Source organism: Xenorhabdus poinarii G6 (assembly GCF_000968175.1).
In the GTDB taxonomy this organism is placed as follows: Bacteria; Pseudomonadota; Gammaproteobacteria; order Enterobacterales; family Enterobacteriaceae; genus Xenorhabdus; species Xenorhabdus poinarii.
Window position 1 is genome coordinate 2508133 of record NZ_FO704551.1, and the last position, 23510, is coordinate 2531642.

Annotated in this window: 25 protein-coding genes; 14 read left to right on the forward strand and 11 right to left on the reverse strand. The window is 44.8% G+C overall.

What is annotated here, in order from left to right; genetic code table 11:
* Nucleotides 1–7: 7 nt before the first annotated feature.
* The 9 genes from XPG1_RS11595 to XPG1_RS19085 all read right to left on the reverse strand — a co-directional run bounded on the left by XPG1_RS11595 (nucleotide 8) and on the right by XPG1_RS19085 (nucleotide 7811).
* Entirely contained in the window at nucleotides 8–1060 is a 1053-nt protein-coding gene (locus XPG1_RS11595) for a thiaminase II/PqqC family protein (protein ID WP_045959212.1), read from the reverse strand.
* 13 nt (nucleotides 1061–1073) lie between these two features.
* Nucleotides 1074–2060, reverse strand: a complete 987-nt coding sequence (locus XPG1_RS11600; protein WP_045959213.1) for a thiaminase II/PqqC family protein — start codon at nucleotides 2058–2060, stop codon at nucleotides 1074–1076.
* Nucleotides 2061–2131: 71 nt separating this feature from the next.
* On the reverse strand, nucleotides 2132–2263 hold the full coding sequence (locus XPG1_RS19080; RefSeq protein ID WP_269450571.1) for a hypothetical protein: 132 nt from the start codon (nucleotides 2261–2263) through the stop codon (nucleotides 2132–2134).
* Nucleotides 2264–2711: 448 nt separating this feature from the next.
* Nucleotides 2712–4229 (reverse strand): conjugal transfer protein TraG N-terminal domain-containing protein, encoded by a 1518-nt coding sequence (locus XPG1_RS11610; RefSeq protein ID WP_045959215.1) that lies wholly within the window; start codon nucleotides 4227–4229, stop codon nucleotides 2712–2714.
* Nucleotides 4226–4579 (reverse strand): hypothetical protein, encoded by a 354-nt coding sequence (locus XPG1_RS11615; protein ID WP_052708302.1) that lies wholly within the window; start codon nucleotides 4577–4579, stop codon nucleotides 4226–4228. Before XPG1_RS11615 ends, XPG1_RS11610 begins: the two co-directional genes overlap by 4 nt.
* Nucleotides 4576–6015, reverse strand: a complete 1440-nt coding sequence (locus tag XPG1_RS11620; RefSeq protein WP_045959216.1) for an integrating conjugative element protein — start codon at nucleotides 6013–6015, stop codon at nucleotides 4576–4578. Before XPG1_RS11620 ends, XPG1_RS11615 begins: the two co-directional genes overlap by 4 nt.
* Before the next feature lie 13 nt (nucleotides 6016–6028).
* Entirely contained in the window at nucleotides 6029–6997 is a 969-nt protein-coding gene (locus XPG1_RS11625) for a TIGR03756 family integrating conjugative element protein (RefSeq protein WP_045959217.1), read from the reverse strand.
* Entirely contained in the window at nucleotides 6994–7392 is a 399-nt protein-coding gene (locus XPG1_RS11630; protein ID WP_084717358.1) for a TIGR03757 family integrating conjugative element protein, read from the reverse strand. The genes XPG1_RS11625 and XPG1_RS11630 overlap by 4 nt, the downstream gene beginning before the upstream one ends.
* A 287-nt stretch (nucleotides 7393–7679) precedes the next feature.
* Nucleotides 7680–7811 (reverse strand): hypothetical protein, encoded by a 132-nt coding sequence (locus XPG1_RS19085; protein ID WP_269450572.1) that lies wholly within the window; start codon nucleotides 7809–7811, stop codon nucleotides 7680–7682.
* A 349-nt stretch (nucleotides 7812–8160) separates the two neighbouring features.
* Between XPG1_RS19085 and XPG1_RS18050 the strand changes: the two genes are divergently transcribed.
* From XPG1_RS18050 to XPG1_RS11700, 13 genes are all read left to right on the forward strand, one after another.
* Nucleotides 8161–8855, forward strand: a protein-coding gene (locus XPG1_RS18050; RefSeq protein ID WP_157879484.1) for an IS1 family transposase whose coding sequence is annotated in 2 segments (ribosomal slippage) — nucleotides 8161–8410 and nucleotides 8410–8855 — 696 coding nt in all. Because the reading frame shifts where the segments join, the coding sequence is not laid out codon by codon here.
* Nucleotides 8856–9423: 568 nt separating this feature from the next.
* Nucleotides 9424–10824, forward strand: coding sequence for a coproporphyrinogen-III oxidase family protein (locus tag XPG1_RS11645; RefSeq protein ID WP_045959221.1), 1401 nt, complete (start codon nucleotides 9424–9426; stop codon nucleotides 10822–10824).
* Nucleotides 10825–10847: 23 nt separating this feature from the next.
* Nucleotides 10848–11573: an SRPBCC family protein gene (locus XPG1_RS11650; RefSeq protein ID WP_045959222.1), complete on the forward strand. Its 726-nt coding sequence runs from the start codon at nucleotides 10848–10850 to the stop codon at nucleotides 11571–11573.
* Entirely contained in the window at nucleotides 11566–12006 is a 441-nt protein-coding gene (locus XPG1_RS11655) for a hypothetical protein (RefSeq protein WP_045959223.1), read from the forward strand. Before XPG1_RS11650 ends, XPG1_RS11655 begins: the two co-directional genes overlap by 8 nt.
* The gene (locus XPG1_RS11660; RefSeq protein ID WP_045959224.1) at nucleotides 11991–12911 is read left to right on the forward strand and encodes a hypothetical protein; all 921 of its coding nucleotides are present in this window, start codon (nucleotides 11991–11993) and stop codon (nucleotides 12909–12911) included. The genes XPG1_RS11655 and XPG1_RS11660 overlap by 16 nt, the downstream gene beginning before the upstream one ends.
* The gene (locus XPG1_RS11665) at nucleotides 12911–13648 is read left to right on the forward strand and encodes a cyclase family protein (RefSeq protein WP_052708303.1); all 738 of its coding nucleotides are present in this window, start codon (nucleotides 12911–12913) and stop codon (nucleotides 13646–13648) included. Before XPG1_RS11660 ends, XPG1_RS11665 begins: the two co-directional genes overlap by 1 nt.
* Nucleotides 13645–14793 carry a beta-ketoacyl-[acyl-carrier-protein] synthase family protein gene (locus tag XPG1_RS11670; RefSeq protein ID WP_045959225.1) on the forward strand — a complete coding sequence of 383 codons (1149 nt, stop codon included), beginning with the start codon at nucleotides 13645–13647 and terminating at the stop codon, nucleotides 14791–14793. The genes XPG1_RS11665 and XPG1_RS11670 overlap by 4 nt, the downstream gene beginning before the upstream one ends.
* Nucleotides 14786–15439, forward strand: a complete 654-nt coding sequence (locus XPG1_RS11675) for a hypothetical protein (protein WP_045959226.1) — start codon at nucleotides 14786–14788, stop codon at nucleotides 15437–15439. Before XPG1_RS11670 ends, XPG1_RS11675 begins: the two co-directional genes overlap by 8 nt.
* Nucleotides 15426–15893, forward strand: coding sequence for a hypothetical protein (locus tag XPG1_RS11680; RefSeq protein WP_045959227.1), 468 nt, complete (start codon nucleotides 15426–15428; stop codon nucleotides 15891–15893). Before XPG1_RS11675 ends, XPG1_RS11680 begins: the two co-directional genes overlap by 14 nt.
* Nucleotides 15890–16306 carry an EVE domain-containing protein gene (locus tag XPG1_RS11685; protein ID WP_045959228.1) on the forward strand — a complete coding sequence of 139 codons (417 nt, stop codon included), beginning with the start codon at nucleotides 15890–15892 and terminating at the stop codon, nucleotides 16304–16306. Before XPG1_RS11680 ends, XPG1_RS11685 begins: the two co-directional genes overlap by 4 nt.
* Nucleotides 16303–16680, forward strand: coding sequence for a hypothetical protein (locus XPG1_RS18765; protein WP_071825378.1), 378 nt, complete (start codon nucleotides 16303–16305; stop codon nucleotides 16678–16680). Before XPG1_RS11685 ends, XPG1_RS18765 begins: the two co-directional genes overlap by 4 nt.
* A gap of 10 nt (nucleotides 16681–16690) precedes the next feature.
* Nucleotides 16691–17851: an MFS transporter gene (locus XPG1_RS11695; RefSeq protein WP_045959229.1), complete on the forward strand. Its 1161-nt coding sequence runs from the start codon at nucleotides 16691–16693 to the stop codon at nucleotides 17849–17851.
* 33 nt (nucleotides 17852–17884) lie between these two features.
* Entirely contained in the window at nucleotides 17885–18331 is a 447-nt protein-coding gene (locus XPG1_RS11700; RefSeq protein ID WP_045959230.1) for an SRPBCC family protein, read from the forward strand.
* A 793-nt stretch (nucleotides 18332–19124) separates the two neighbouring features.
* Here XPG1_RS11700 and XPG1_RS11705 read toward each other — a convergent pair.
* Nucleotides 19125–22382, reverse strand: a complete 3258-nt coding sequence (locus XPG1_RS11705) for an Ig-like domain-containing protein (RefSeq protein WP_045959231.1) — start codon at nucleotides 22380–22382, stop codon at nucleotides 19125–19127.
* A gap of 356 nt (nucleotides 22383–22738) precedes the next feature.
* Here XPG1_RS11705 and XPG1_RS11710 point away from each other — a divergent pair, with 356 nt between their 5' ends.
* Entirely contained in the window at nucleotides 22739–23113 is a 375-nt protein-coding gene (locus XPG1_RS11710; RefSeq protein ID WP_045959232.1) for a hypothetical protein, read from the forward strand.
* Between the two features lie 76 nt (nucleotides 23114–23189).
* Here XPG1_RS11710 and XPG1_RS11715 read toward each other — a convergent pair whose 3' ends face one another.
* Nucleotides 23190–23468, reverse strand: a complete 279-nt coding sequence (locus XPG1_RS11715) for a colicin Z C-terminal domain-related protein (RefSeq protein ID WP_045959233.1) — start codon at nucleotides 23466–23468, stop codon at nucleotides 23190–23192.
* Between the last annotated feature and the right edge of the window lie 42 nt (nucleotides 23469–23510).

The following is a 23510-nucleotide window of genomic DNA, read 5'->3' on the forward strand; positions in this document are numbered from 1 at the left end:
ATTAATGCTACTCCTTGTTCTCAGACAATAAAAAGTCAATGACTTGCGGTGCACGCCTTGGTAATTGAGAATCCTCTTTTCCATAGTATTCGAACAGGTATTCGTAATAGAGGATGAAATAATTAACAAGTTGGCGAATAGTGACAAATAGGCGCTTTACCTCGCGATGAGAAATAATCTCATCATTTGCATAAAGGTTTTCGAAAATAGAAGCCTGATGGCCTAATCGGGCATCAATCAAAGCATGTTTAAGAAAAGAACCAAACATACCCTGGGCAAAAGGATATAACTCAATCAGCTGAGAATAATATTCGTTCAAACCAGTTTTGTTGAAACTACTGCCGTCAGATTGCATTAATGAAAATACGGCGGTGTATACCAGAGTACTTTCCATTGCCACTTCATTAAGATAATTGATCAGCGCCCGAGTACTTGGTAGCGGAAGGGCTTTTTTTACCTGTGTCGCTGATAAACCATCCTTCATTAGCCCCTGTAAGAAAACTTTCCCATGATCAGATTCCTCAGCGTAATGAGCTGCGATTTTCTGACGAACATCAATCGATTCACGGCAATATGCAACTCCGGCAGCCATATATTCATTGGCAGCATCCACATAGTGATAAAATTCAACACCCCAACCTAAAATTTGCCTTTCAGTGCAAGTACCATTGTGCACCTTTTCCCAAAACATTTGGTTATTAATATGCTGCCGCCAAAAAACCATCTCTTGTTTCACTAACTCAACTAACTGATAACCAGTAAGAGATCCTTTATTCTTATTATTTATATCAATTAGCACAGACTCACCACACAGATAATCCAGCAGGCTGATAATATCTTCTGATGAAAATCCTGTTTTCTGTGAAATTAAATCAACTGTATTCGTACCATTGAGAAAGTTGAAAATTCCTTGAAGAATTTCCATACTTTTATCAGAAAAGATATAATCATTACCTGGCACGCTAAGAATGGCTTCGTGTCCTTTTACCATTAAAATGGCTTGAGGAAGGCATTTAGGTAATGAATCTGGAGTAAATATTCCATCCACTTGAGTTGTCATAATAACTCCTGACTTAACGGTAACGAGAAGGGTTGATGACCTCATTGAAGGGGACGTTGCTATAGTGGGTTTGAATATCATGTGTCCACAATTTTAACGTTTCGACCAACATCCCTGCTGACTTGATAGCATCATTAGCTCGCTCTTTTTCCAATGTTGAGATACAAGCACAGACTTTTTCCAGCCAATCATTATGCCCGTACTCTTCATCCAAATAAGCATGCTCAATTAAAGGCTGGACTATCCCTTTATTTTCTTTATCGTAATATTGGATAAGCGAGTTATAAAACACCATACTCTCTTTACGATCTCCGCCTGTAGATTCAAGAAATGCCGAACATGTGGCATAAGAGATAGCATCTCTACGACCACATTCACGCATATGATTAATAATGGCGATTGTGCTCGGTAGCGGCTGGTGATTCAAAACTTGTTTTTTGGTAAAACCTAATTGTTTGAGTGCCTTCATAAAAAACATATGGTGGTTATATTCTTCAATGAAATGCTGAGAAAAAAGAGCCCGAATTTGTTTATTTTCATTAGCAGCCGCAGTCACTAATGAAAGGCGTTTAGTCGCTCCCTCGATAAAATAGCAATTTTCTAACAGCCATCCAGCGAAAGCTGATATAGATAATTTTCCAGTAGTTAGATCGTGCCAAAAATCAAGAGTAAACACATCTCTTTTCCATTTAGGAAAAATTTCTCGGCACATTTTTGCAAAACTCTGAGGGTCGATGGTGTTACCTGAAGGTATATCTTCCATCTTTACTATATTTGCATCAATTAGATGAAACAATAAATCGCGAAGCTCTTTTTCATCGTAATGATATTTTTCAGCCAAGGTGAAAAGCGTATTACTTCCATCCATATCTAACAGTAACTTTTTAAGTTCCCGTGGCTTTTCTGATTCAATAGTAATATCCAAATCATTAGTGACTATTTTTATTTCTTTTGGTTGTTCATGAATTGCAGGAAAATACTTTAGATATGGATAACTCATAAGTTATCTCCTCAACTTCTATGCCAAGGTATAAAGGCTGCATAGCAGCCTTTATATATTCACTTTAAAAATCACTTGACTAGAGCGCCTAAAGCACGACGTTCTTCTTGATTTGATTTTTTCTTAACATTAATTGAAAATTTATTTGTTTGTTTTTTAGAATCAATTGATTCGATATTTTTTTCTTTATTAAAATTTTGCATAATATTTTCCTATTCATGTGATTTAGATCTAATTAAAATATCAACAACAATACTTCATTGACATTTCAAGTTAGAAAACTAGAACAACCCAATATTAGTGTCAACGCCTTGCTGGCAGACATTTAGAAATTATTTATATTCTATTTTTCCCTGTTTTTTATTTCACATTAATTATGTTTGAATATAAATAATTATTAACATAATAATATTATGCAAATATTGAAGTAAGAAGAACAAGTAGCATTCATATCTATACCTATCGTCACTAAAGATGCTTGATTTATACTTAAAATTCCATAATGCTAACGGATATGAAAATTCATCTGACTGAAGCACAAAAAAACCATTGAGTTGATGAAGTGGCTTAATTATCAAGCCAATAGAGGAGATACTCATCACAATGACGAACATTCAGAGTATTCCTAACTCAGTCACCCCATTGAACGCTTTAGCGCTTACCGCCGGACAACATTTTCTGCATCACCAGCTGCCCTAACATGCCGGCAGACTGCCTGACCTGCCCCGCGCCCTGGCTCATCATACCGGCCATATCTCCCATCCGAACGCCGGCCCACGCTAATGCGCCCAACCAGACCATCGGCAGGACAATAAACAGCGTGCCCATTACCAGCCCCATAATTAAGTCATCGGAGGTGTTCTGCAATCCCACCAGATTAAACAGGCTGTGGGTTTCTGAACCGTACAGCGCTTCCAGCAGAAAACTGTCCAGCCAACGAGCGGTTTCCCACCAGAAGGTCAGAAAGTTGAGCGCAAATATGGCGAACGTCAGTGTGAGTACCGTCTTAAATTCATAGGCGGCAAATAACAGGATCAACGGTATCAGAATATACAACGCCATCAGGATCACCGCCTGTACCATCGGCAAAGCCTGACGCACAGCATCAAACGCCGGCATGCTGAGGAATCCACCCAGCAGAGTCCCCGCAGAAGAACCTACCCGATTTGATCGGTCCCAGACCGTAAAGTCCGCGTTCCCCCCATAGCCCGCATACACATAGCCTTCCTGCGACACCGTCAGATTGACCGGACTGACCAGACGGCGGATCACTGCTTCTTTATATTCACGACCGTCTTTTCCTATCATTTTCAACGCCGCTGACAAACGCAGCCATAATCCCGGATCGGCCTGCGCCAGTACTCTGGCCTCCAGTCCGGTTTTGGATGTTGACCACCACGCTTTGCAGGTCGGATAGCCCCCCTGTCCGGTATTGGGTCGGCCGCTATCCCGGCTCTCATGCCATAGAAAATGGGTTCTGGGCGTTCTTGATTGCAGTGTGTGGTAGTCGCCGGCTAAAAACGTGCGGCTGCCCAGCCAGTCAATATCATTCAGCACGGCCGGATCGGTGGTTTGCCCCTGATCCCGTTGTTGCCACTGATACAACGCTAAAGCATAACAGTCATTAGTAAAATCCTGCAATTCCGCCGCCAGTGCGGCGTTGGCAATACGGGTATGCTGCACGTCAAAACGCAGTTGCCGCAAATCAGGCCGGCAGGGAATGGTGGCAACCGCAGCTTGCGTCAGCCCTTTGGACAAGCGGTGTACCACCGCCCACCAGAGTGGTACGGCGGCTGTCTGATGATTCAGGCTGGATATCACTGGCGCATTACTGCTGTCGCCGGGCGCTTTCGGTGTCCAGGTGCCGCAGCTTTTCGCTCTGGATTGATCATACTGGAAGGTGCTGAGGCTGACATTCACCAGCGGCACACAACACACCACCATGACAAAAAAGGCGCTGTACAGGGTGTTTTCAATCCGGGACAGCGACTGTAACCCGCCATGGCCGTCCTCTTCGCCACACTCTCTCACTTTCAGCCAGACAGCGATGACCTTTATCACTAAAGGCAGTGTAAACAGCCCCGTGGCAATCAAAATTTGCCATAATCCGTTGTTGACGACCCAGCCGAGTAAGGTCAGAAAATATTCCAGATAGCTGTTTGTGGTCATGACACACTTCCTTGACTGGCTGACAGGGCATATTCACCCAGCAGGATAAACAGCAGGCTGACCACCATCATCCGCAGCAACACCGCACGGTATTCCTGCTTGTCTTTGGTGATCAACCAGATTTTCCAGCCTCCCCAGACCAGCACCAGATACAGGCTCAACCGCCAGACCAGCCAGAAAGGTTTTGTTTTCGCAATCCAATGATAAAGGCCAGTGAGTTTTTCGGCATGATGAAGTCCTAATCCGCCTATCACCAGAGTGATAATGGTGACCACGGTGATCATCAGGGCTGTCCTGATACCTTTTTTCACTAACCGAATCCCCTGTGCTTTTGTTGTTTCTGCCATCATCGGCCTGACCGACTGTTATTGTTGGGCATTTCCAGTTGGTAAAAACGCGCATCACTGCTGTCCGGCACCTGTTTTTGTGGATGAGCCTGAATGCGATCATTTTCCCGCTCAATAATGGTCAGAATGGCATTGCGGGCCAGTTCCCGTTTCAGTTGCATTTCATTTTTCAGCGCGGTGATTTCCCGGTCCAGCGCCGCAATCCGCCGTTCCCCTTCAGCCAGGGCTTCCGGCTGGGCCGCGGCATTCGGTTCGGACATGCCGGTGATAAGCATCCGCCGCATCAGCAACGCCGTTTCGGTGGTTTCCGCCATGGCCAGTTCACTCGCTAAACGCCCCGTCAGTGCAGCCCTGTCCGGGTCCCTCTGCAACGCCTGTATCACGCCTTTGGTCACGGCCAGACCGCCGGTTTTCAGTTTCGCCAGGTTAGCTGCCGTCGGTTTTTCCGTGCCATTGACCAGTTTTATCAGTTGCGCAATATTGGCCTGGGTATGTGCTTCCAGCATCGGCGCAAAACCCGTCCCAGCCACCGTAGCCCCCGGTTGCTGAGATTCGCCACCGCTGGTGCATTCCGCAGCATTGGCACAGGTGCGGATAGCCCGGTCGCCCAGCACACTGACCACCGCTTCGGCGGCTTCACGGGCATTACTGAATTTTCGGCAGGAACTGCCATCACAGTGTTGCGGGTGAACAGCAGACTGGCTCAGCACAGGTTGGTTGTTCATCATATTAAATCCTGCACTGGCTAAATCCCGCGTGGGCCGGATGGCATTCTGCCCCCTGCCGCCCTGCTTTTTGCCGCCAATCCACGGATGCCCGCCGGTACCGGTGGCTTTGTTGCCGGCATTATTGATTCTCACCGCATCCCCATCCCCGCGGTTGACCAGGGTCTTGTATTCCTGCATTGCCGCAGACTGCGTCCATTTGGTATTTTGCGCAAAATCCATCATCTTTCTGGCCATGTTCTGACAGTTGAACTGGGCTTTATCGAACGCCACATTGGCCTGCAAAACGCCGTTGGTCAGCATGTCATACAGCCCCGGATTGGCCCGCTGGATTATCATGGCGGGGAGACTGGCGACCGCCCCGGTGGCGCCCTGAATGACTTCGCTCATCAGGTTTTTCATGCCTGCCGTGATGCCGTTGAGCTGATTACTGACCGTGGTTTTCAGGTCAAAATTTCCGCACATCAAATCCGAACTCCAGCCGAGTTCCAGTCCTCCCAGTTTGCTCAGGGAGCTGCGGGTCGCCGGTTGTGAAATCACCGAGCCGCCCCCCAGGGTATAAAACAGCGTATCGGAGACGGCACCGCTGACATCCGCCCCATAACCCAGTGCACTGTGATTCACCTGCGGTAATGAAAGGGATACTGTATTGCCTTGTGCAGAAGCCGTTGCCAACCAACTTAATATCAACAACAAAGCGCTTATTCTGGTCATTATTCACCCTTATTCAGATATCCGTACTACCAAGAAAACGCTGTCCCCGGCGCTGACAGCAGCTATAGGGTTGCCACAGGGCATACGCCTGATTGCTGTCTGCCGCCGCTGTGTGGCGGCCATCCGGGAATACTGCACAGGACTGACTTAACTGTGGTGACAACCGTTGCCATTGGTGATTTTTCGTGCCGGTATTTTCGGTAACCGGGGCCGGCGGCCAGTAGCCGTCACGGCGTTGCCCGGCCAGTGGCTGATAAACATGAGGCTGCCCGGTACGGGTGATAATGTCCACCACCCGCTGTGCCACCACGGCAGCGGCTTTATCCTCATCAACCTGTGTGACAAAACCGGAACGGGGGTAGAGATTGCCCCACATATTGCCCGCCGACTGGCTGCCCAGTTCTCGCAGACCGGGGATAAGCGCTTCAGGATAAAGCGACTCCGGCAGCCCGCTGCGCCACGCGACAGTATCCAGCGTACTCAGAAAATAAGGCATCAACGGTGTGGCCGCACTGCGACAGGAATACCCCGGGATTTGTCCGCCAATCAGCGTAGTAGCGGGATGCCCGATAGCATCGGCGTATTTGAAACGCAGACGGGGACTCTGCTTCCCGGCAATCTGAACCGTGTGATTACCGCCGCCGGCGGTCAGGCGGGATAACACCCCCGTCACCGCAGTTTCCAGTCCGCCGGATAACGGGCTGATGTGAGCCATTTCAGACCACGGGTTGCCGCCGGGTGCATGATAGGTGGAGACCACCGCCTGCGGCAGGAAATGGGTCACTTTGACCGAGGTTTTCACCGTGCAGCCGTGCCAGGAACAAAACAGCCAGTAACAAATGCCGCTGACTCGCCACTGAATGCAGGCGGGCGAGAGACTGCCGGCCACAATTTGGGCGGTGTTAATGGCGGCCTGCGTAACCGGCGCAAATGCCGCTATCAGGGTGATGACAACCGGAAAAACAAAGCGTGGCGTATTCATGGCCGGTTTTGCTCCCTGAGTGCGTTCGCTTTGGTCACATCCGCCGTGCCATACACCACGTCGCGGTCATCAAATACCACGGCAGGATATTTACGCACCCCTAATTGCCAGGCACTCACCACGGCACGGTAAGCCCCGATAAGGTGTTGTTCCTGCTTTTGCCATTGGGGGGATTGCAAAATAGCCAGTGCCTGCACGGCGGCTTGTCGGGGGTCTGCGGGAAGCCGGCCAAAGCGCTGCGGCTGAAGTTGCTCCGGGGCATCCAGCCAGATAACTTCACTGTCAGAGGAGAGATTTGCAGGGAGATTCCGGCTATCGGTATAAACTACCGTTTTTGCGTTGGCAAAGTGTGACGTCATCAATCCTGCAAAGAGTAATAAACAGAGCTTTCTCATCATGCCCTTCCCGTGTCACCAAACATCGGGATAGCGTGAAGAAAGCTCTGGAAAAAGTCAGCGAATAATTGTTTTTCCGGAAAAGGAAAATCAGACTTTTTGGAATAACAAAACCTTTATTGACTGGATTGACTGGGTATTATGCCTCCCCCCACTAGTGGACAGATAACCGTTTCTGCTATAAAGCGGCAGGTATTCCTGAACGTGTCAGGTTTGCAACGAAACTCCACCCACGAGGCAGATGCTGGAGTAGGTATTGGAGGCCTATGTTCTTTGTCGCTGGGTAACTACGGATGCTTGACCATCATCTGAGATGCTGACTGGAATTCCGATATCGGCCATTTTTGCTGGCGATCCTCAAGATGGCTATACTCACAATGTGAGTACTCATCATGGATGGTTGCTTCAGTTAAATTCACCGATTTTCCTCCAAAACATGAATTTTTCCCAACTAAAATAAACAAAAATATGTATTAATAGACAAATATAAAAATAATAAGGAAAGCCTATTTATTCACATCTAGAATTGGATAAAAACAAAAAGTAATGTAAATAGAATGAGCAAGGTTATGTTAGATAAGGATTAAAAAATATCAAACAACCTTACAATGAAAATATAAAATTAGGTCAATCCAAGCTATTTTATAATTGAGAAAATAACCCAAGCATATTACTTCAAAGTTAAATCAGCATTTCCCTATAAATTTGGTCGTGTATTCAAGGCGTTGTTCTTAAGTTATAATCACCATTTTTATGGGGAGAACTTGAGTGGCAACAGTGGAAGTAAAATGCCGATTTTGCAACCAAATAAAAGCGGTGAAAAAGCATGGTAAAGGGAAAGGGGGTCACCCGCGTTATCGTTGTTTCTCCTGTCATCGCACTTTCCAACTGGATTATTCTTATCGCGCCTGTCATGCCGGGATAAAAGAACAAGTCGTTGATCTTGCCATGAATAATTCAGGTATTCGTGATACCGCACGGGCATTACACATCAGTATTAATGCTGTTGTTCGCACCCTAAAAAACTCCGCCCAAGATGGGTAACAGCACTGCCACTGGATAATTTGGAAATTCAGTTGGTCTGTGAAGTTGACGAGATGTGGTCTTTTGTCGGCAATAAAAAACAACAACGTTGGTTATGGTATGCTTGGGAGCCCCGTCTGAAACGTATCATTGCTCATACCTTTGGAAGGCGGAATAAGAAAACGCTGAAGAAGCTATTGAAAAAACTCGCTCGATTCAACGTAGCTTTCTGGTGTACAGATAATTTAAATGCTTACAATATGTTACAAACGAATAAACACCTCATCGGGAAAAGTTTCACGCAACGGATCGAGCGTGAAAATCTCACTCTTCGTAATCGAATTAAGCGATTAAACCGCAAAACATTGGGTTATTCAAAATCGCCGGAAATGCATGATAAAGTCATCGGGACTTTTATCGAAAGAGAATATTATATTTAGAGTCAATCAACGCATTGAATACACAACCATAAATTTTCATGGCATTATAAAAACCATAAATAACAATATCGAAATAAAAAAATAACACAACCCACATCTTATATAGAATTGCCCCGCCTTTTTTAATGTGTCTTGTTATTTACAGCCCCACCTTAATTGCCAATAAAAACAACACATTATAATATAATGTCGAGATTTTGATAAATTAACACCAAGAAGAATATTAATAAAAATCATGATCTCAATCACGAAATAAAAAACAAACAGTTTTAAGTATGGTTAATGGGGCGTTAATATGAAAAGCCTATTTGATTTGAACAGCAACAATCATATAAATGAGATTTTTAAATCTGTAGACTGCTTTGTATTTATAATCTTTGCAAAAAAGGTGTCATAATACTCATAGAAAATAACTTCACTGTTATGAAAAATAATTTATAACACTACTCACGGAAAACTGTCAGTGTTTATTGCACTTGCAAATCAATTATATATAAATATTTACTTTTTTATTTACCAAAACCATCCCTGATAACAATGAAAATTTTATAATTGAAAGGTGAATTATATGTATAAAAACCGCTGTTATATGCCATTTATTCTATATCCTCCTGATATGTATGATGTTACGGACACAAAGTCAGAAAATCAACTTATACAATCACTGAAACTAGAAAATGATGGAACTGATTTTGTCATGTATCTGTCAGTGCCATACTGTCGTGTATGTTGCAAAGCGTGCCCATATTTTGTTGATCTTCTGCCAATGAATAGCGGAAAAACACAAGCAATTTTGGATCAATACGTTGATATATTGGTTCTTGATCTAAAACGTCACGCAGCCATGCCCCGGTGGGGAAATGCATGTTTACGAGGGATTTATATTGGAGGCGGAACAGGCTCACTGCTTGAAATAAGCCATCTGGACAAAATACTTTCCACACTTAGCCGATATTTCAGACTGTCGGACGATTGTGAGATCACTCTGGAGGGAAATGCCAAAGATTTCACTCAGGAAAAAACCCTCTTTATTGCAAATTCAATTATCAACCGAATTTCGTTAGGGGCGCAGTCTTTTCAACCTGATGTATTAAAAACTGTAGGTTCACCCCATAAAGCCCAACAAACAATTGATACGATCCGTATGTTACAGGACGCAGGTCTTAATCATATCCAGCTAGATATGATGTATAACATGCCTGCTCACACGCTTGAGCACTGGGAAAAGGATTTTAAAGTTTTACATGAACTTGGTATCAAGCATCTTACTACTTATCTCTACCGTGTGACACCTGGAACTCGTCAGGAATCGCTTATTAAAGCCGGTAAGGTTCCTCCTGTTGCAAATGCCGAAAGTATCATAGTTAAACAAATGCAGGAGATGATAAGACAATTTGCTGCAGAAGCAGGTATGCACAATTATATGTACGAACATTATGCTCTGCCTGGATATGAATCCAAATATAATCACTGGACTATGAAGGAATGCGTGGATGCATTGGGACTCGGTCCGGGTGCATACAGTTTTATCAACCAACGTAGGACCGGCATTTCCAAAGATATTAATCGATATATTGATGCCGTCCTTAACGGTGATAATACTTTTACTACCGCGAGTATTCAGCTAACACCAAAGTTAAGCAGACAACGTTATATGATTTTTAACCTTCTTTACTATCGTATTGATAAAGTGCATTACCGCAAAGCCTGGGGGACAGACTGTTACGAAGATTTTAAAACCATTATTGATAGCCTGATTCGTGACAACCTGATGCGAGATACTCAAACGGAACTAATAGTCACCGATTCAGGAAAAAACTGGCTGCAAAATATGATGCTTGAATTCTTCGATGACAGTATGTGGGAAAACTCACAGGCCCTCAAGCAACAGCAAAGTTCATGGGCAATGAACAACCACATGATAGATATCGGTGCCTCTAAAAAAGAATTCTGGTTGGCAAGGGCTTAATTCATTTAAACGGTATAATTAATATGCTTAACGAAAAAAACATCCAGCGTGCAGAAAATGACATCGCAGTTATCTTGTTTGAACTGGGAATAACAAACTCTCCAAATGAAAGAATTAATTCAGGAAAAGATATTCGTGACGAGTTTGGTCTTGACAGCCAAGAAATAATAACGCTTGTTGAAACCATTTCATCTCTGGCGGTTTCAGCCAAGCCTCTTCAGGAAAATGAGGTTAATACCATTAACGACTTAATTAATTATCTCGCAATTAACCGAAATACATGGCTACATAAAGACGTTCCTTTTGTTCTGCAGGGAAATACCATTATTAACCGCGATATTGATACCGTCTTTACCTATATCAGAGATTATAAAAACTGGCCCAACATTCTGAACCACGTTTCTAGAATTGAGTCAGAAAAAGATGATAGCTGTATGCAAAGTTTCATCATGCACATTGAAGAACTCAGCACCGGGCAGGAATATTTTGTTAAATCTTGGCGCTACATCAATGAAGAACTCCGTATCATTGACTTTTCTCAGCCGCTACCCCCCAAAGGATTTAAATACCATAAAGGGGGCTGGCGCTTCCAGTCGTTAGATGACGGAAAAACTCGTCTCATCAGTTATCACGGTTTTTCTCTGTTAGATGATACAAACGTTGAAGACGCTATCGTTCTCATCAGAAAACATATAAAAGCGGCACTAAATACTTGGGCTCGTTATGGAAACGGTGAAAACAATGCCTGATCTCTGCCTTAATCTTATAACCAAGCAAAATGTTGCACCCGGTTCAGATCCTCTGGCGAAAATCTGGTCACTCGATCACTGGCTCAATACACTCGATCGTGTTTGTGACATCGACCGAATTTCAGAAAGCGCGACTCGACAGCACTTTATTTTGTTTTTCAATGCAAACAGGTCTGAACCAGATCGGGTTGAGGTTGAGCGTGTACGCTCAGATAACCGGATATGTGTGACGCACTTGATCCCTCCGCCCAATGTGCTTGCACTAAACGCTGAATGGTGGACTGAAAATACCCACCCAAATGTGCTTTTTGCCAACCGACGCCTTCTGATTGAAGAGGACACATATTCCCCTGATATAGCACGTAAGATGTTTGCGCTACTGAGAGAAAATATGGACAGACTGACAGGACGGACATTATGCGGACCAAAATAGCTATCGTCGGAAACGGGATTACTGCGGGTCTAGCGGCTAACCTTCTGACGTCATTAGGCGAGATTACTCTGTTTCAATCTCCCCGTTTCTTCACAAGCGGTATCCCAGAGATAATACCACGAAAAGTGTTTTTTAACGCACTCAATACTATCGACGAGGAAAAAACCGTCACCCAGACCGCTCCAGCAATCAAGAACGTACTTTGGCGGCATAGCGGAGAATTCCACAGAACGAAACTTACCTCAACTGAGCAATATTTTGTATATGATAAAGGGCGTCTGGCTGCATTTTTGGTAGAAAACATTCCTACTGAGCAGCGCATGCAGCAAGAAATCACCCACATTGCAGATTTGACGGGTTTTGACCGGATATTCGATTGTCGCGGTACTCAGTCTGTAATAAACGATCCTGCTTATGTATCACATCACACATATCCAGCACGAACAGCCTGCCGTTATCTAGTGATGTCCTCTCCTCCCGATCAGAACAGGGATGATATGTTATTCTGGTCTGAAACTACCATCCGTAGTAGCAGACGTACCTTTTTCATGATCCCTGTTGGAGATAACAGAATATCACTGGGGTGTTCCTGTTTACCTTCAAATGTAATTTCCACAGAAGAGCTGTTCACTGCCATGGCTGCAAAAGGGATTGTAATTGCACCGGAAAAAATCCTTTTTAGCGGACATGTTGTTCCTGAAGGACGTGCGATGACATGTTCCATCAATCATGTCACTCCTCTGGGTGATGCCAGCTCTTCCCCCTGCCCACTGAGTGAATACGGAACACTTAAGGCATTGTGCCAAATCAGGGCGGTAACTGGTCACGCTTGTTTTTCATCGTCAGAGATTCAACGCCCCAAGAACCATGAAATAGACCCACATCTGCCACAGGAGTTATTCTGATGAAAGATTACACCTGTATTTCCACTGCCCTGTATCCGGGAAATGGTGAACCCGTTAGTATCAGCGTGGATACCCTTGACCATATAGCTGGGGTAGCCCATTTATGCAAAGGTTTCGATATTAGTCCTGAAGACTGGCCAGATGGCTACGGTATTTCCAACGAAATTGTCACACTATCAACACACCAAGGGACGCACATTGATGCCCCTCTTCATTACTCACCGGATGCATCAGACATTGTTGCCGCTGATATAAACCACTTTATAGGACAGGCAGTGATCTTTACTGATCGCATATCCTGCGGGTCAGAAATAGAAATTGACTGGTTGGAATATTTACAACGTCTCGACCACTATGCCGAACATGCACACGCGGTATTTTTCATTACGGGAGCCTACGAGCGTTATGGTGAACCCAGTTATTTTACTGAGTTTAAAGGCATACCTGTTCGTTACGTCGAAGCGGCTCTCGATCGTGGTTACACTCTGATTGGAACCGACGCTTTCAGCATAGATCCGCCTTTTGCCGTAATGTCTCGCGCCTATATAGAGACGAAAGATCCCACGAGGCTTTGGCCGGCACACGTCCTGGGACGTAAACGCCCGTATTACCAAATTGAGCGTTTGGCAAATCTCCAGAATTTTGAAGCTGCCAAACTTGTTGATTTTATTGCCTTACCCATAAAACTACACTGCGGGGCGGCCTGGGCCAGAGCCGTAGCAAGGATTATTGAATGAAACATTTGTATATCACTCATGCTGCCGCAGTTAGCCCCTTAGGCAACTCATTGGAAGAAATTTGGCAAAACATAATAAAAGGTACAGCGACTTACGGAAAGGTAAACTTGCTGGGTAAGCGAGATTTTTTCGTTGCAGAAACGGTTCCCAGTACAGGCTCTGATATTTCCGCCTATGCGCCACTTTTTTCGAATACGCTACGCAGGTTAGTCAGTGAACTAGATGTTACTGATCCTGTCGATGCTATTTTTTTTGCCAGTGCCGTAGGCAATCTTGCCGAAGTGGAAAATGAGATTTATTCCGATCGTCCCGTCACTCTGAAACAACTCGATTTTACATCGGTTGAGCGTGTTTTTGCCAACACGCCCGTTTACGGAAAAAATACACAATTCGTTTGTGTTCCAACAGGCTGTTGTGCGGGGATTCAGGCTATTGGTCTGGCTAAAAATATCATGTTTCGCCTGGGACTTAAGCGAGCCTTGATAATGTCTCTTGACTTTGGTCTGACTCCTCTGTCATTGGAAGCTTTCAACAAAATTAACGCAACCTGCACTTTTGATCCCAATTTAACCACCAGTCCTTCACGTCCATTCTGTCTTGACCGAGATGGTTTTCTTTTTGCGGATGGCGGCGGTGCAATCTTGGTCAGCACTGACGTACCCAGACAGCCTGTCCCCCGTATCTCCGGGTATGGATGCGTTTCCAGTGCATACCATATGACAGATATTTCGATTGACGGAAGTTCAATACGCAAAAGTATTGAACTAGCCTTAAAAGATGCTGGAATTAAGGGTGAGGCAATAGATCATGTCAATCTTCATGCCTCAGGCACTCAACAAAATGATCAGGCTGAATACCAAGCATTAAAGGATGTGATTGGAACAAAACTACCAACAATCACAGCGTATAAGGGGAATCATGGCCATGCACTGGGAGGTGCTAATATCATTGAAGTCGCTCTGGCATGGAAAATGATGACAATGGGTATTCTTCCTCCAACAGCGAAAAATCTACCGATTGATGCCTATGAAGAAATTTCTCTGCGTTCTCAAGCCGCACCATTTCAGAGCAAAGTGATGTTAAAGACCGCCAGCGGATTTTCAGGAATTCATGCCTCAATAATTATGGAGAATGGTTATGCCTGAAACTTTTACCTGCCTGCTCAAACAAGATATTGTTGAGTTGACTGACCTGACAACGTCGGAAACATCGCTGGTTACATACCGGGAATTTGATGCACTGATACCACGCCGACAGCGTCCAAAATTATCGACGGCTACTCGGCTGGCTGGCGGACTCTGGCAGTATTATGATCTTAATAACCGATTGGAAAACCTGGATGCGAACCCCAGAAATACACCTCTACTGATACTGAACCGCTACGCTAACTGGGATTACGTAATGGAAATAATGAGCAGTGATATGAATGTCACGCTTGAGGGCGTGAACAGTTATGTCGCCACAGCATGGTTTCCTGCCGGCCTTCAAGGTTATCTTACGATTGAACAGGATAACAAAGCGGAAGCGCTTACATTAGCGACCAGTAACATCTGTATTCAAGCCGCTGCAATCGATAGTTTATTCCAGCAGAACTTGCAGGGTAGGCGAGCTGGGGCAGTTGTTGTGGGCACCTTCGAATGCATTCCCAAACGAATCGGTACACACCGTATCATTGACGGTAAATCTGCCGCATTTGGTGCCTTCAGCTTGATTTCATCAAAAGATAATGAAGCAGACATTTCTGCAACTTTATCCATCCATAAGGAGCTTTATCATCATGTCAGTCATTAACAACAATCCGTTGGTATTTTCTCATTCTGTCAATATACCGGCAACAGCTGCTGTAAGCGTTTGGAAAACATGGAGTAATCTCGCCGGTTGGCAGCAATGGGACGCCTCCTTGGCAGGCACTGAAGCAGCAGAAAATGGCCTGTCTCTTGGTAAACGTTTCATGATTATTCCCAAGGCTGGGCCTGACGCTATTGCGGTCAATGTGACAGCATTGATTGAAAACGTTCACTTCACCACAACCGCAAGCAGCCCTATGGGACTTCTTTGTTTCGGTCATACACTGACATTGAGTGATAACAAGCAGCATGCCATTTTACAGCACTCCATTTGCGCTCTACCGGCCACTGATGGTTCCGTATTTCCACCACCATTACTGGAAAAACTACAGTCAGATGTGACCACTAGCGTGAATGTACTCTCCCGTCTTGTTCTTCAGGGAGAACCAGTTGCATGAAACATTGGATTGCAGTGATCTCGCGGGCTCATGCCCGCATTGCAGCCGATTCTGGTTTCCTTCAGGTATGTCATGGAAAGGCTGCTCCCCTGCGTAAAACCCGTGCTGGCGATGAGGTATTTATATACTGTCCCCGAAGCGAGATAGGTTCGGGGGAAATATTGAAAACGGTCGAATATCAATGCGTATTCAATGATGATGATATTTATCAGGTTGAACAATTTCCCGGTTTTAAACCATTCCGTAAGAATGTCACTTTTAACAGAAATTTTCAGTCAGTCGCACTCAAGGACGTTATCGGATTAGAGTTCAACACAGATCCACATTGGGGAATGCTGGCACGAAGAGGTTTCTTTGAGATAAGTACACACGATGCTGAACTGCTCAGAATAGCGATGCGGAGGCTGGAATGAGTCGATATTCAACAATTATAGTGGTATTTGATCAGGTTTCGCGGGAGGATTTTTTTCATCGCCTCGAATGGCCATATCTTGTTAGAGCCTGGTCCAGGACTATAGCCTGGCATCAACTCTCTACTCAAAAAGTACAGCTTGAGTTGGACGGGTTGGATGGTATTGACAATCTCACCATCACGCGCAGACGACGGGGCGACCGTATTTTTATCGGTGCCCGTAACAAAGCCGGTGCTCTTATTCAGTCCGGCCTCTGGGAGTACGAGCAGAGAAATCAGTTGTGTGTATGCTATCGGCGTGTCTATAAACCAGAGTTAGTCGGCCTTCTTCGGGAACGGCTGCCTGACTTTATCTGTTCGACTTTTCTGAAATGAGAAAGCCGACATGTCAAAATCATCCATGCCTGTACTGATGATCGCGGTGCTGTCGGTAACAACCTTTGCAGCAGGGTTATCTGAATTTATTGTCATCGGCCTGTTAAGCCAGATTGCTGTCGAATTCGGTGTGACAATGCCACAGGTTGGTTTACTGGTGACTGTCTATGCTCTGGGAATAACACTGGGGACACCACTGCTCACGATGCTAAGTCTGCCGCACAGCGCCCGACCCCTTGCAACGTTCCTGATGCTATTATTTGCGGTTCTTAGTGCTGGTTCAGTCATGGTATCCAGTTTTACTGTTCTGATCATACTGCGCATAGTTGCCGGAGTCGTGCATGGTGCGTATTTCAGCATAACATCGGCTAGCCTTCCGACAGTTATTACTACACACCATACGCCACTAGCCATTGCGCTAATGTTTTCCGGGCTAACACTTGCCATAGTTTTAGGCGTACCTGTTGGGATGCTGGCAGCAGCGAATTATGGCTGGCAAACTCCTTTTATAGCAATTTCTATTATTGCAGGTACCAGTGCCATCCTGTTATGGTTTGTGCTGCCCAGAGAATTTGGCTCCCCCACACCGACAATAAACCGCATATCAACGTTGTATATTGCGCTGAGTAACCCAGCATTAATCAAACCTTATTGTTTTACTATACTCGCATTTGGTGGCGGCTTCGCTTTTTTTTCTTATGCTGAACCATGGCTGACTGAAATCGCGGGACTGGATGCTCAAATCGTCGTATTAATTATGGGGGCTGTCGGCTTAGGTGCTCTTATAGGTAATATTCTGGGAGGCATTCTTCCCGGAAAAGTAGGGTTACCTAAGGCGTTAACTTCCACCATCGTGTTCCAAATTATGGGGCTTGTGGGGTTGTATTATGCTGCCAACTCCATCAGTCAGGCAATTTGTCTTGTGTTGTGGAGCGTGGGTGCATTTGCCACCGCGCCAATGGTGCAGAACTGGGTCATCTCTGATAAAGAAACGTCTAACGCACGCATTTCTGCTAGTCTGAATGTGTCAGCTTTCAATCTGGGCATGTCACTGAGTTCTTTTATTGCCACGAGACAGATTGCTGCAGATGGTATAACCCATTTACCGCTTACTGCAGCATTCTTGGTTATACTGGCTTTACCCTTTTGCTTTTTTCGTAGGCAACATTAATCACCAAACTCATTTTTGTTTTGGAGACGTGAAATGTTTATATGGAATTATAGTGAAGAAGTTATTACCGACGCTACACCTGAACAAATCTGGGCGATGTGGCAGGATGTTTCGTCATGGCCCTGTTGGGACAAAGAACTTCAGTGGGTCAGATTAAACGGTAATTTTACGAAGGGTTCTACTGGACGAATGAAATCAGTTGGCGGACCTGAAGTTGATTTTACATTGAGCCATGTTGAGCCTTTACGTTCATTTTCTGACGTTGCAAAGCTACCTTTAACGACCCTTGTTTTTGATCATGAATATATAACTCCACCCGATGAAAATGTCCCAGCCCGCATTCGCCATGCTGTCACTATGACAGGATGGCTGGCGCCAGTATTCGGTTATCTGATCGGAAGTAAGATAAAAAATCATTTGCGTGATGCGATGAAAGAATTAAGTCGACGTGCGCTAATCGATGACAAAACAATACGTTAAACATATTAGGGCTACAGCCGTAATTGCTTTGTAAACTGATGCCCTTCCCGGTGACGATAGTAACATTGTTGTGCACGGTATTGATGCCATCGTCGCCAGTATGATGGTTCCCTGATAATTGCTCTATTACTTATAGTATGGCTGTATGAACGATACGATTATTTCAGTATATAAGATTTACCGTTAAGAATATGATTTTAATCGTGAATTTTATCCTGGGAAATAACCAATGCGCGGGATTTTAAAACAATTAGTCTGATAACCATATTTTATGGTGACAATTATCAATAAAAAAACAAATGGTTATGTTAAAATTTCATTATTTTAAACATTTGTCTTTTATTCTTATTTAATTGAATTTATCAAATGAAATGTATATTTTAAATTTCATCAAAACGTGATAATCAACACACTTTTACAAACCCTAAATATAATCTCATGGGTTTATTATTAAGTAATGCTTTTTGTATTTAAATGATATTTTTTATTATAGTATCGCCTCTGTGTCATCATCTCTATTAATGTCATCAATATGTTTTTGCTTGTGTGCTTATGGTTATTTATATTTTAAGTTTATAAATAGAACATACCGATAATCGTAATAACTCATACTGATTTTATATTTAATCGATTAAGACAAGATATTGTTATAATTTTTCTGCCCCTCTCTGGCAAAAGCCCTGTTAATCAAATATTGAGACTAAACAACATGTTGAAAGAGCTCGGGCTTAAATATTCCCCTCAGCGGCTGTTTTACCAGCCACTGATTTCATTTATAACAGGGGAACCCTATCTAACGCAGCGACTGCCCACACGCAAACCCGGTACTGGCCCAGGCATTTCGCATCCAGCGGTCTGTTTCTGCCCAGAATGTCCATTTTGCCAACCCTTCGGTTGAGCCAGAGCCGCCTGCCAGATAATCCGTGGATGTCACATAAAATTCACGTATCCAGCCATCATAAAGGTAAAAATTGCCCCATTCCTCATAGAGCCGTTCAAGCGCATATTTGGATGCAATCCGGCTGCCGAGTGACTGACAAATTTGTTTTGCATTCGAGTAAAAATCTTCTGTCAGGCCTGAACGATCAAACCAGGTATAACCGGCCAAAGTCAGTACCACCTGTTGACCTGCTTCATCCGTTCCCGTGAGTCTTACACCAGCCGGGTTCTGCTGCACCTGCACCATATCCCCTGATACCGTCACTGCGGGTGAACCACTTTGCCAGTTTACCCGGCCTGTGTTGCCTGCCGTGATAAGGCGAAATTTCGCGCCACGCCAGAATACCGAAGGCCCACGGGAGCCAAAGGATTTCTGGTTAGCATTGCCGCCCTGACGGTCAACAGCAACAGTATCAATGATACGTAGCGGGGGAATAAATTCCGCCACCGGCGACACAATCGGCTGATCCCCGATTTTAGCCGTGACCGAGACCCATCCTGCCTGGTGACTGACAACGGTGGCGGTGGCATTTCCCTGACGGTCTGTCCACGCTTCCGCCGCAATCACCTCACCCATATCACCAGACCAGACAACCGCTTTATCCGGCACGCCCTGACCCTCAATATCCGTGATTGTCACCGTAAAAGTCACTCGATCTGCTCCATCTGCGACTGCACGGGTTTTATTGACACGAATTGCCGATGAGAGAACTTCATCAAAAGTCACCACAAGCGCGGCCATCTTATTATCCCCGACCAGAACCTGCACTTGATGCTTCCCTGAAAAGGTACTGCTCAGCTGAACTTTGGTCTGTCCATGACTATCTGTTTCTGTCTGTTCTGAAGACAGCACTCCGCGATCCGTTTGCCAAACCACCGGCTGATTTGCCACGGGTAACTCCAGTGAATCTCTCACCGTAGCGGTCAACACCACCGTATCCTGTCCATCGCCTTTAGCCCGGGCTTTATCCACCGTGATAGCCGGTTTCAGCAAACGGTTAAACGTCACCACAGGGGCATTCAATGTTTTTCCTGCCACGGCCGCATTAACCGTGGCCGTTCCTGCAGTTTGGCTGACTAACCGTGCGGTAGCTTCGCCTTCGCTGTTTGTCTGATCTTGCTTATCCAGCCATTGCCCGTTATCCACAGACCATTTCACTTCGGTATTGGCCACGGGCTGGTTGGCCGCATCGCGCACGGTGACGGTATAAAGGACACTGTCCTGACCATCCGCAATGACAGTTGGCTTGTTTGCCTGAAGAATGTGAGTTAACGATGCAGTAAAGGTAATCGGTGAAGAAACCACGGTTCTGCTGCCTGCCACCACCGTGATTTCTGCGGTTCCTGCTGTCAGGCTGGTTAAATAAGCGGTGGCTTGCCCGTTCAGGTCAGTTGTTAATGCAGATGATGAAAGCTGACCGAGACGAGTTTGCCAGCCAATGACCTGATTGGGCACGGGTTCACCGGCGGCGTTTTTGACGGTCACGGTCAGCGTTGCCATCGCTTTTCCGTCGGCTTTTAAGCTGTGTTTATCCACGGTGATCTCTGGTATCAACACGGCATCAAAATAGACCGCAGGCGCCATCGCCATATCCTTATCCATGGCAACACGTACAGTATGCAACCCCTGCTGACGGCTGCTCAGCGACACCGACGCCTGCCCCTGTGCATCGGTTTTCTGTGTGGTGTATGACAATTTTCCTTTGTCACTTGCCCAAGTCACCGTTTGATTGGGGATAGGTAGTCCTTCCTGATCGGTCACCACCACGGTATAGATCACACTGTCATTACCCTCCGCGAGTGCCTTAAGTTTACTCGCCGTTACCTGTAACTGTTTTTCAGCCGGTAAACTGATAATCATCACAGTTGCCCGGTTGGAGCGATTTCCCCGGCTGTCAACAGCAACCCCGGAAAGCCGGACCGGTTTTTCTGTGGTTTTCGGTAACAACAAGGTGACTTTATCCGGTTGCTGATAAAGCATTTTGCCGCCCGCCTGCTGTAGTTCCCCCGTATCCAGTTCTAAACGCGCAAGCGGGTATTTGGATTGAATAGTCGGTACAAAAGTGATTGCTTTTCCTGCATAGCCGTTGAGGAAGGCCGGAAAGGTCAGGATTATCAGTGTCTGCTCCTGATAATCCAGTACCATATCGCTGCGCCGGTTGACAAAATCCAACTGGCTGGATCGCAGGCTGCGCAGCGGCGCGACTTCATTCGGGTCAAGCTGTAGGTTAAATGGGACACCAAATCGATAATTCATCCCCAGGGTAAAACGGTTTTCTCTGACGCTCTGTTTACCCTGCCGAAAATCCGCGCCCAGCGTTACCAGGGGCACCGGCGTATAAGTCAGCCCGGCAGTGACGCTATACGGATTTTTCTGGCGTTCTGACTCGCCAAATAACGCCACCTGCTGCCCGTAATACTGTTCAAACTGCAACTGCCCGCCCCAGTGAGGAAAAGCAGGCAAATAAGCTTCCGCCTGAATATCCCAGCCGTTTGCCGGTCTTGCATCGAAATCCGTGAGTCGGTATGGCTTCCAATGGGATAAACGCTGGTAAAGATTAGCAGAGAGTTTGACGTTATCATGCCAGGCTTCTAACCCAAGACTATAACGGTGATGCTGCGCCGGCCATAACGCATCCCAGAAGACATTGGCACCCCATAACCAGTTACGGGTCAGATAGCGATAACCAAAACCCATTGAGGTTGTCGTCTGGCCATGATTGGTTTTTACCCCGAACTGACTGAATGCCGTGCCCGAAGCAGCACTATACCAGAGTAACAACCAATCAAATGAGATGCCTTTTAACGAAAAACGGCTGTCAAAAGGTAAGGTGAGACGGGCATTACCGTATTGGTTAAGCCACGGAGTCAGTGTGGATGTCACTGCGGACGAGAGTTGTTGAGCGACCAGTGTTTTTGCGGCTTCATCGGGTGAGTGTGAGCGGGTGAGTTGCCCCCATTGGGAGGTGATCTCCGCGAATTTGATCGTATTATCACTCTGGTTATCTTGCTTCCCAGACGCATGACTATTAAGACTAAATGACAAGCATAACAGGCAGATAATAAGAAATTTTAGTTTACTGAACAGAGACAAATGAGTTTTCTGGCACACTGGTACGTTACCTTTTTCATTAATGATGAAAGGGATAACATGCCGAAAAAGTGGCTGAGTTACTGTGTTTAATTCTTTTCTTGGTAGAGGAAATTATGAGATCAAATAACCAAAGGGAAGCAAATAGATATACAAAATACATCATGAGATGTCCGATCTTAAAACATTTTCTCAAGGTTTTTACGTGATTACTATCGGGTCAACAGGCTCTCGGGATGTCTTGAACCGTTAAAGCACGACAATATAAATATGGATTGTAAGATCAATACGCCTATAATCTTATTATAAATTTGCGAATATGAACGCTTTCATTGGTAATCATAGTGCAAATGCACTGCAACAATAGGTGAATAAAGATGAAACTATTAATAAGTATACTATCAATGTTGGTAATAATTAGTTCAGGTTGCGTTTCAGTGAAAAAATCCTTTTCTCTGGATTATAAAACCGATGGCTCTGCATTTCACTTATCTCAATCATGTATAGAAAACTTCATTCCAAAAGAAAACAGCAATGCCATTTTCATCAAAATAAAGAATAATACTGATTGCAGCGAACCATTTAATCTATTCTGGGAAAAAAGCATAGGAAAGAAAGTATCCGTTTTCTTTAACGGAAAACCTATATTCAAAGATATTTATACAGTTAATAAAATTCACACTGAACATGGATTTAATCAAGCCGTTGAATCAAATTCGATACTCAATGAGATAGTTAATACACTAAATTAATATAAAGCTATGGCTTCTTTTTTAGTAAAGAAGCCATAAGGTAACAACACTAATAATTAACTGATATCAATAATTATTAGTATGTGACTTCTATTGTTTGTCCCACTGAATGACTTTTGAAACGTATGCGATCTGTACCGGCACCATCATTACCTCTAATCGTATACGAACCTGGCCCCATAGTGCTCACGGGTATCATTCCTGAATTCGATGCATATTCAATTTCAACATCAAATGATGAAGGTGCTGAAGAAATAGTATCAAATGAAACAGTATATGCATAAGGTCCTACATGTTCAGCTAAATCAACCCATGGTCCCCATGTAAATGGAGGTGCCCAAGCTTGTTTTCTCATAATAACCTCTCATTTTAATTAGCAAATTTAATAAACATAATG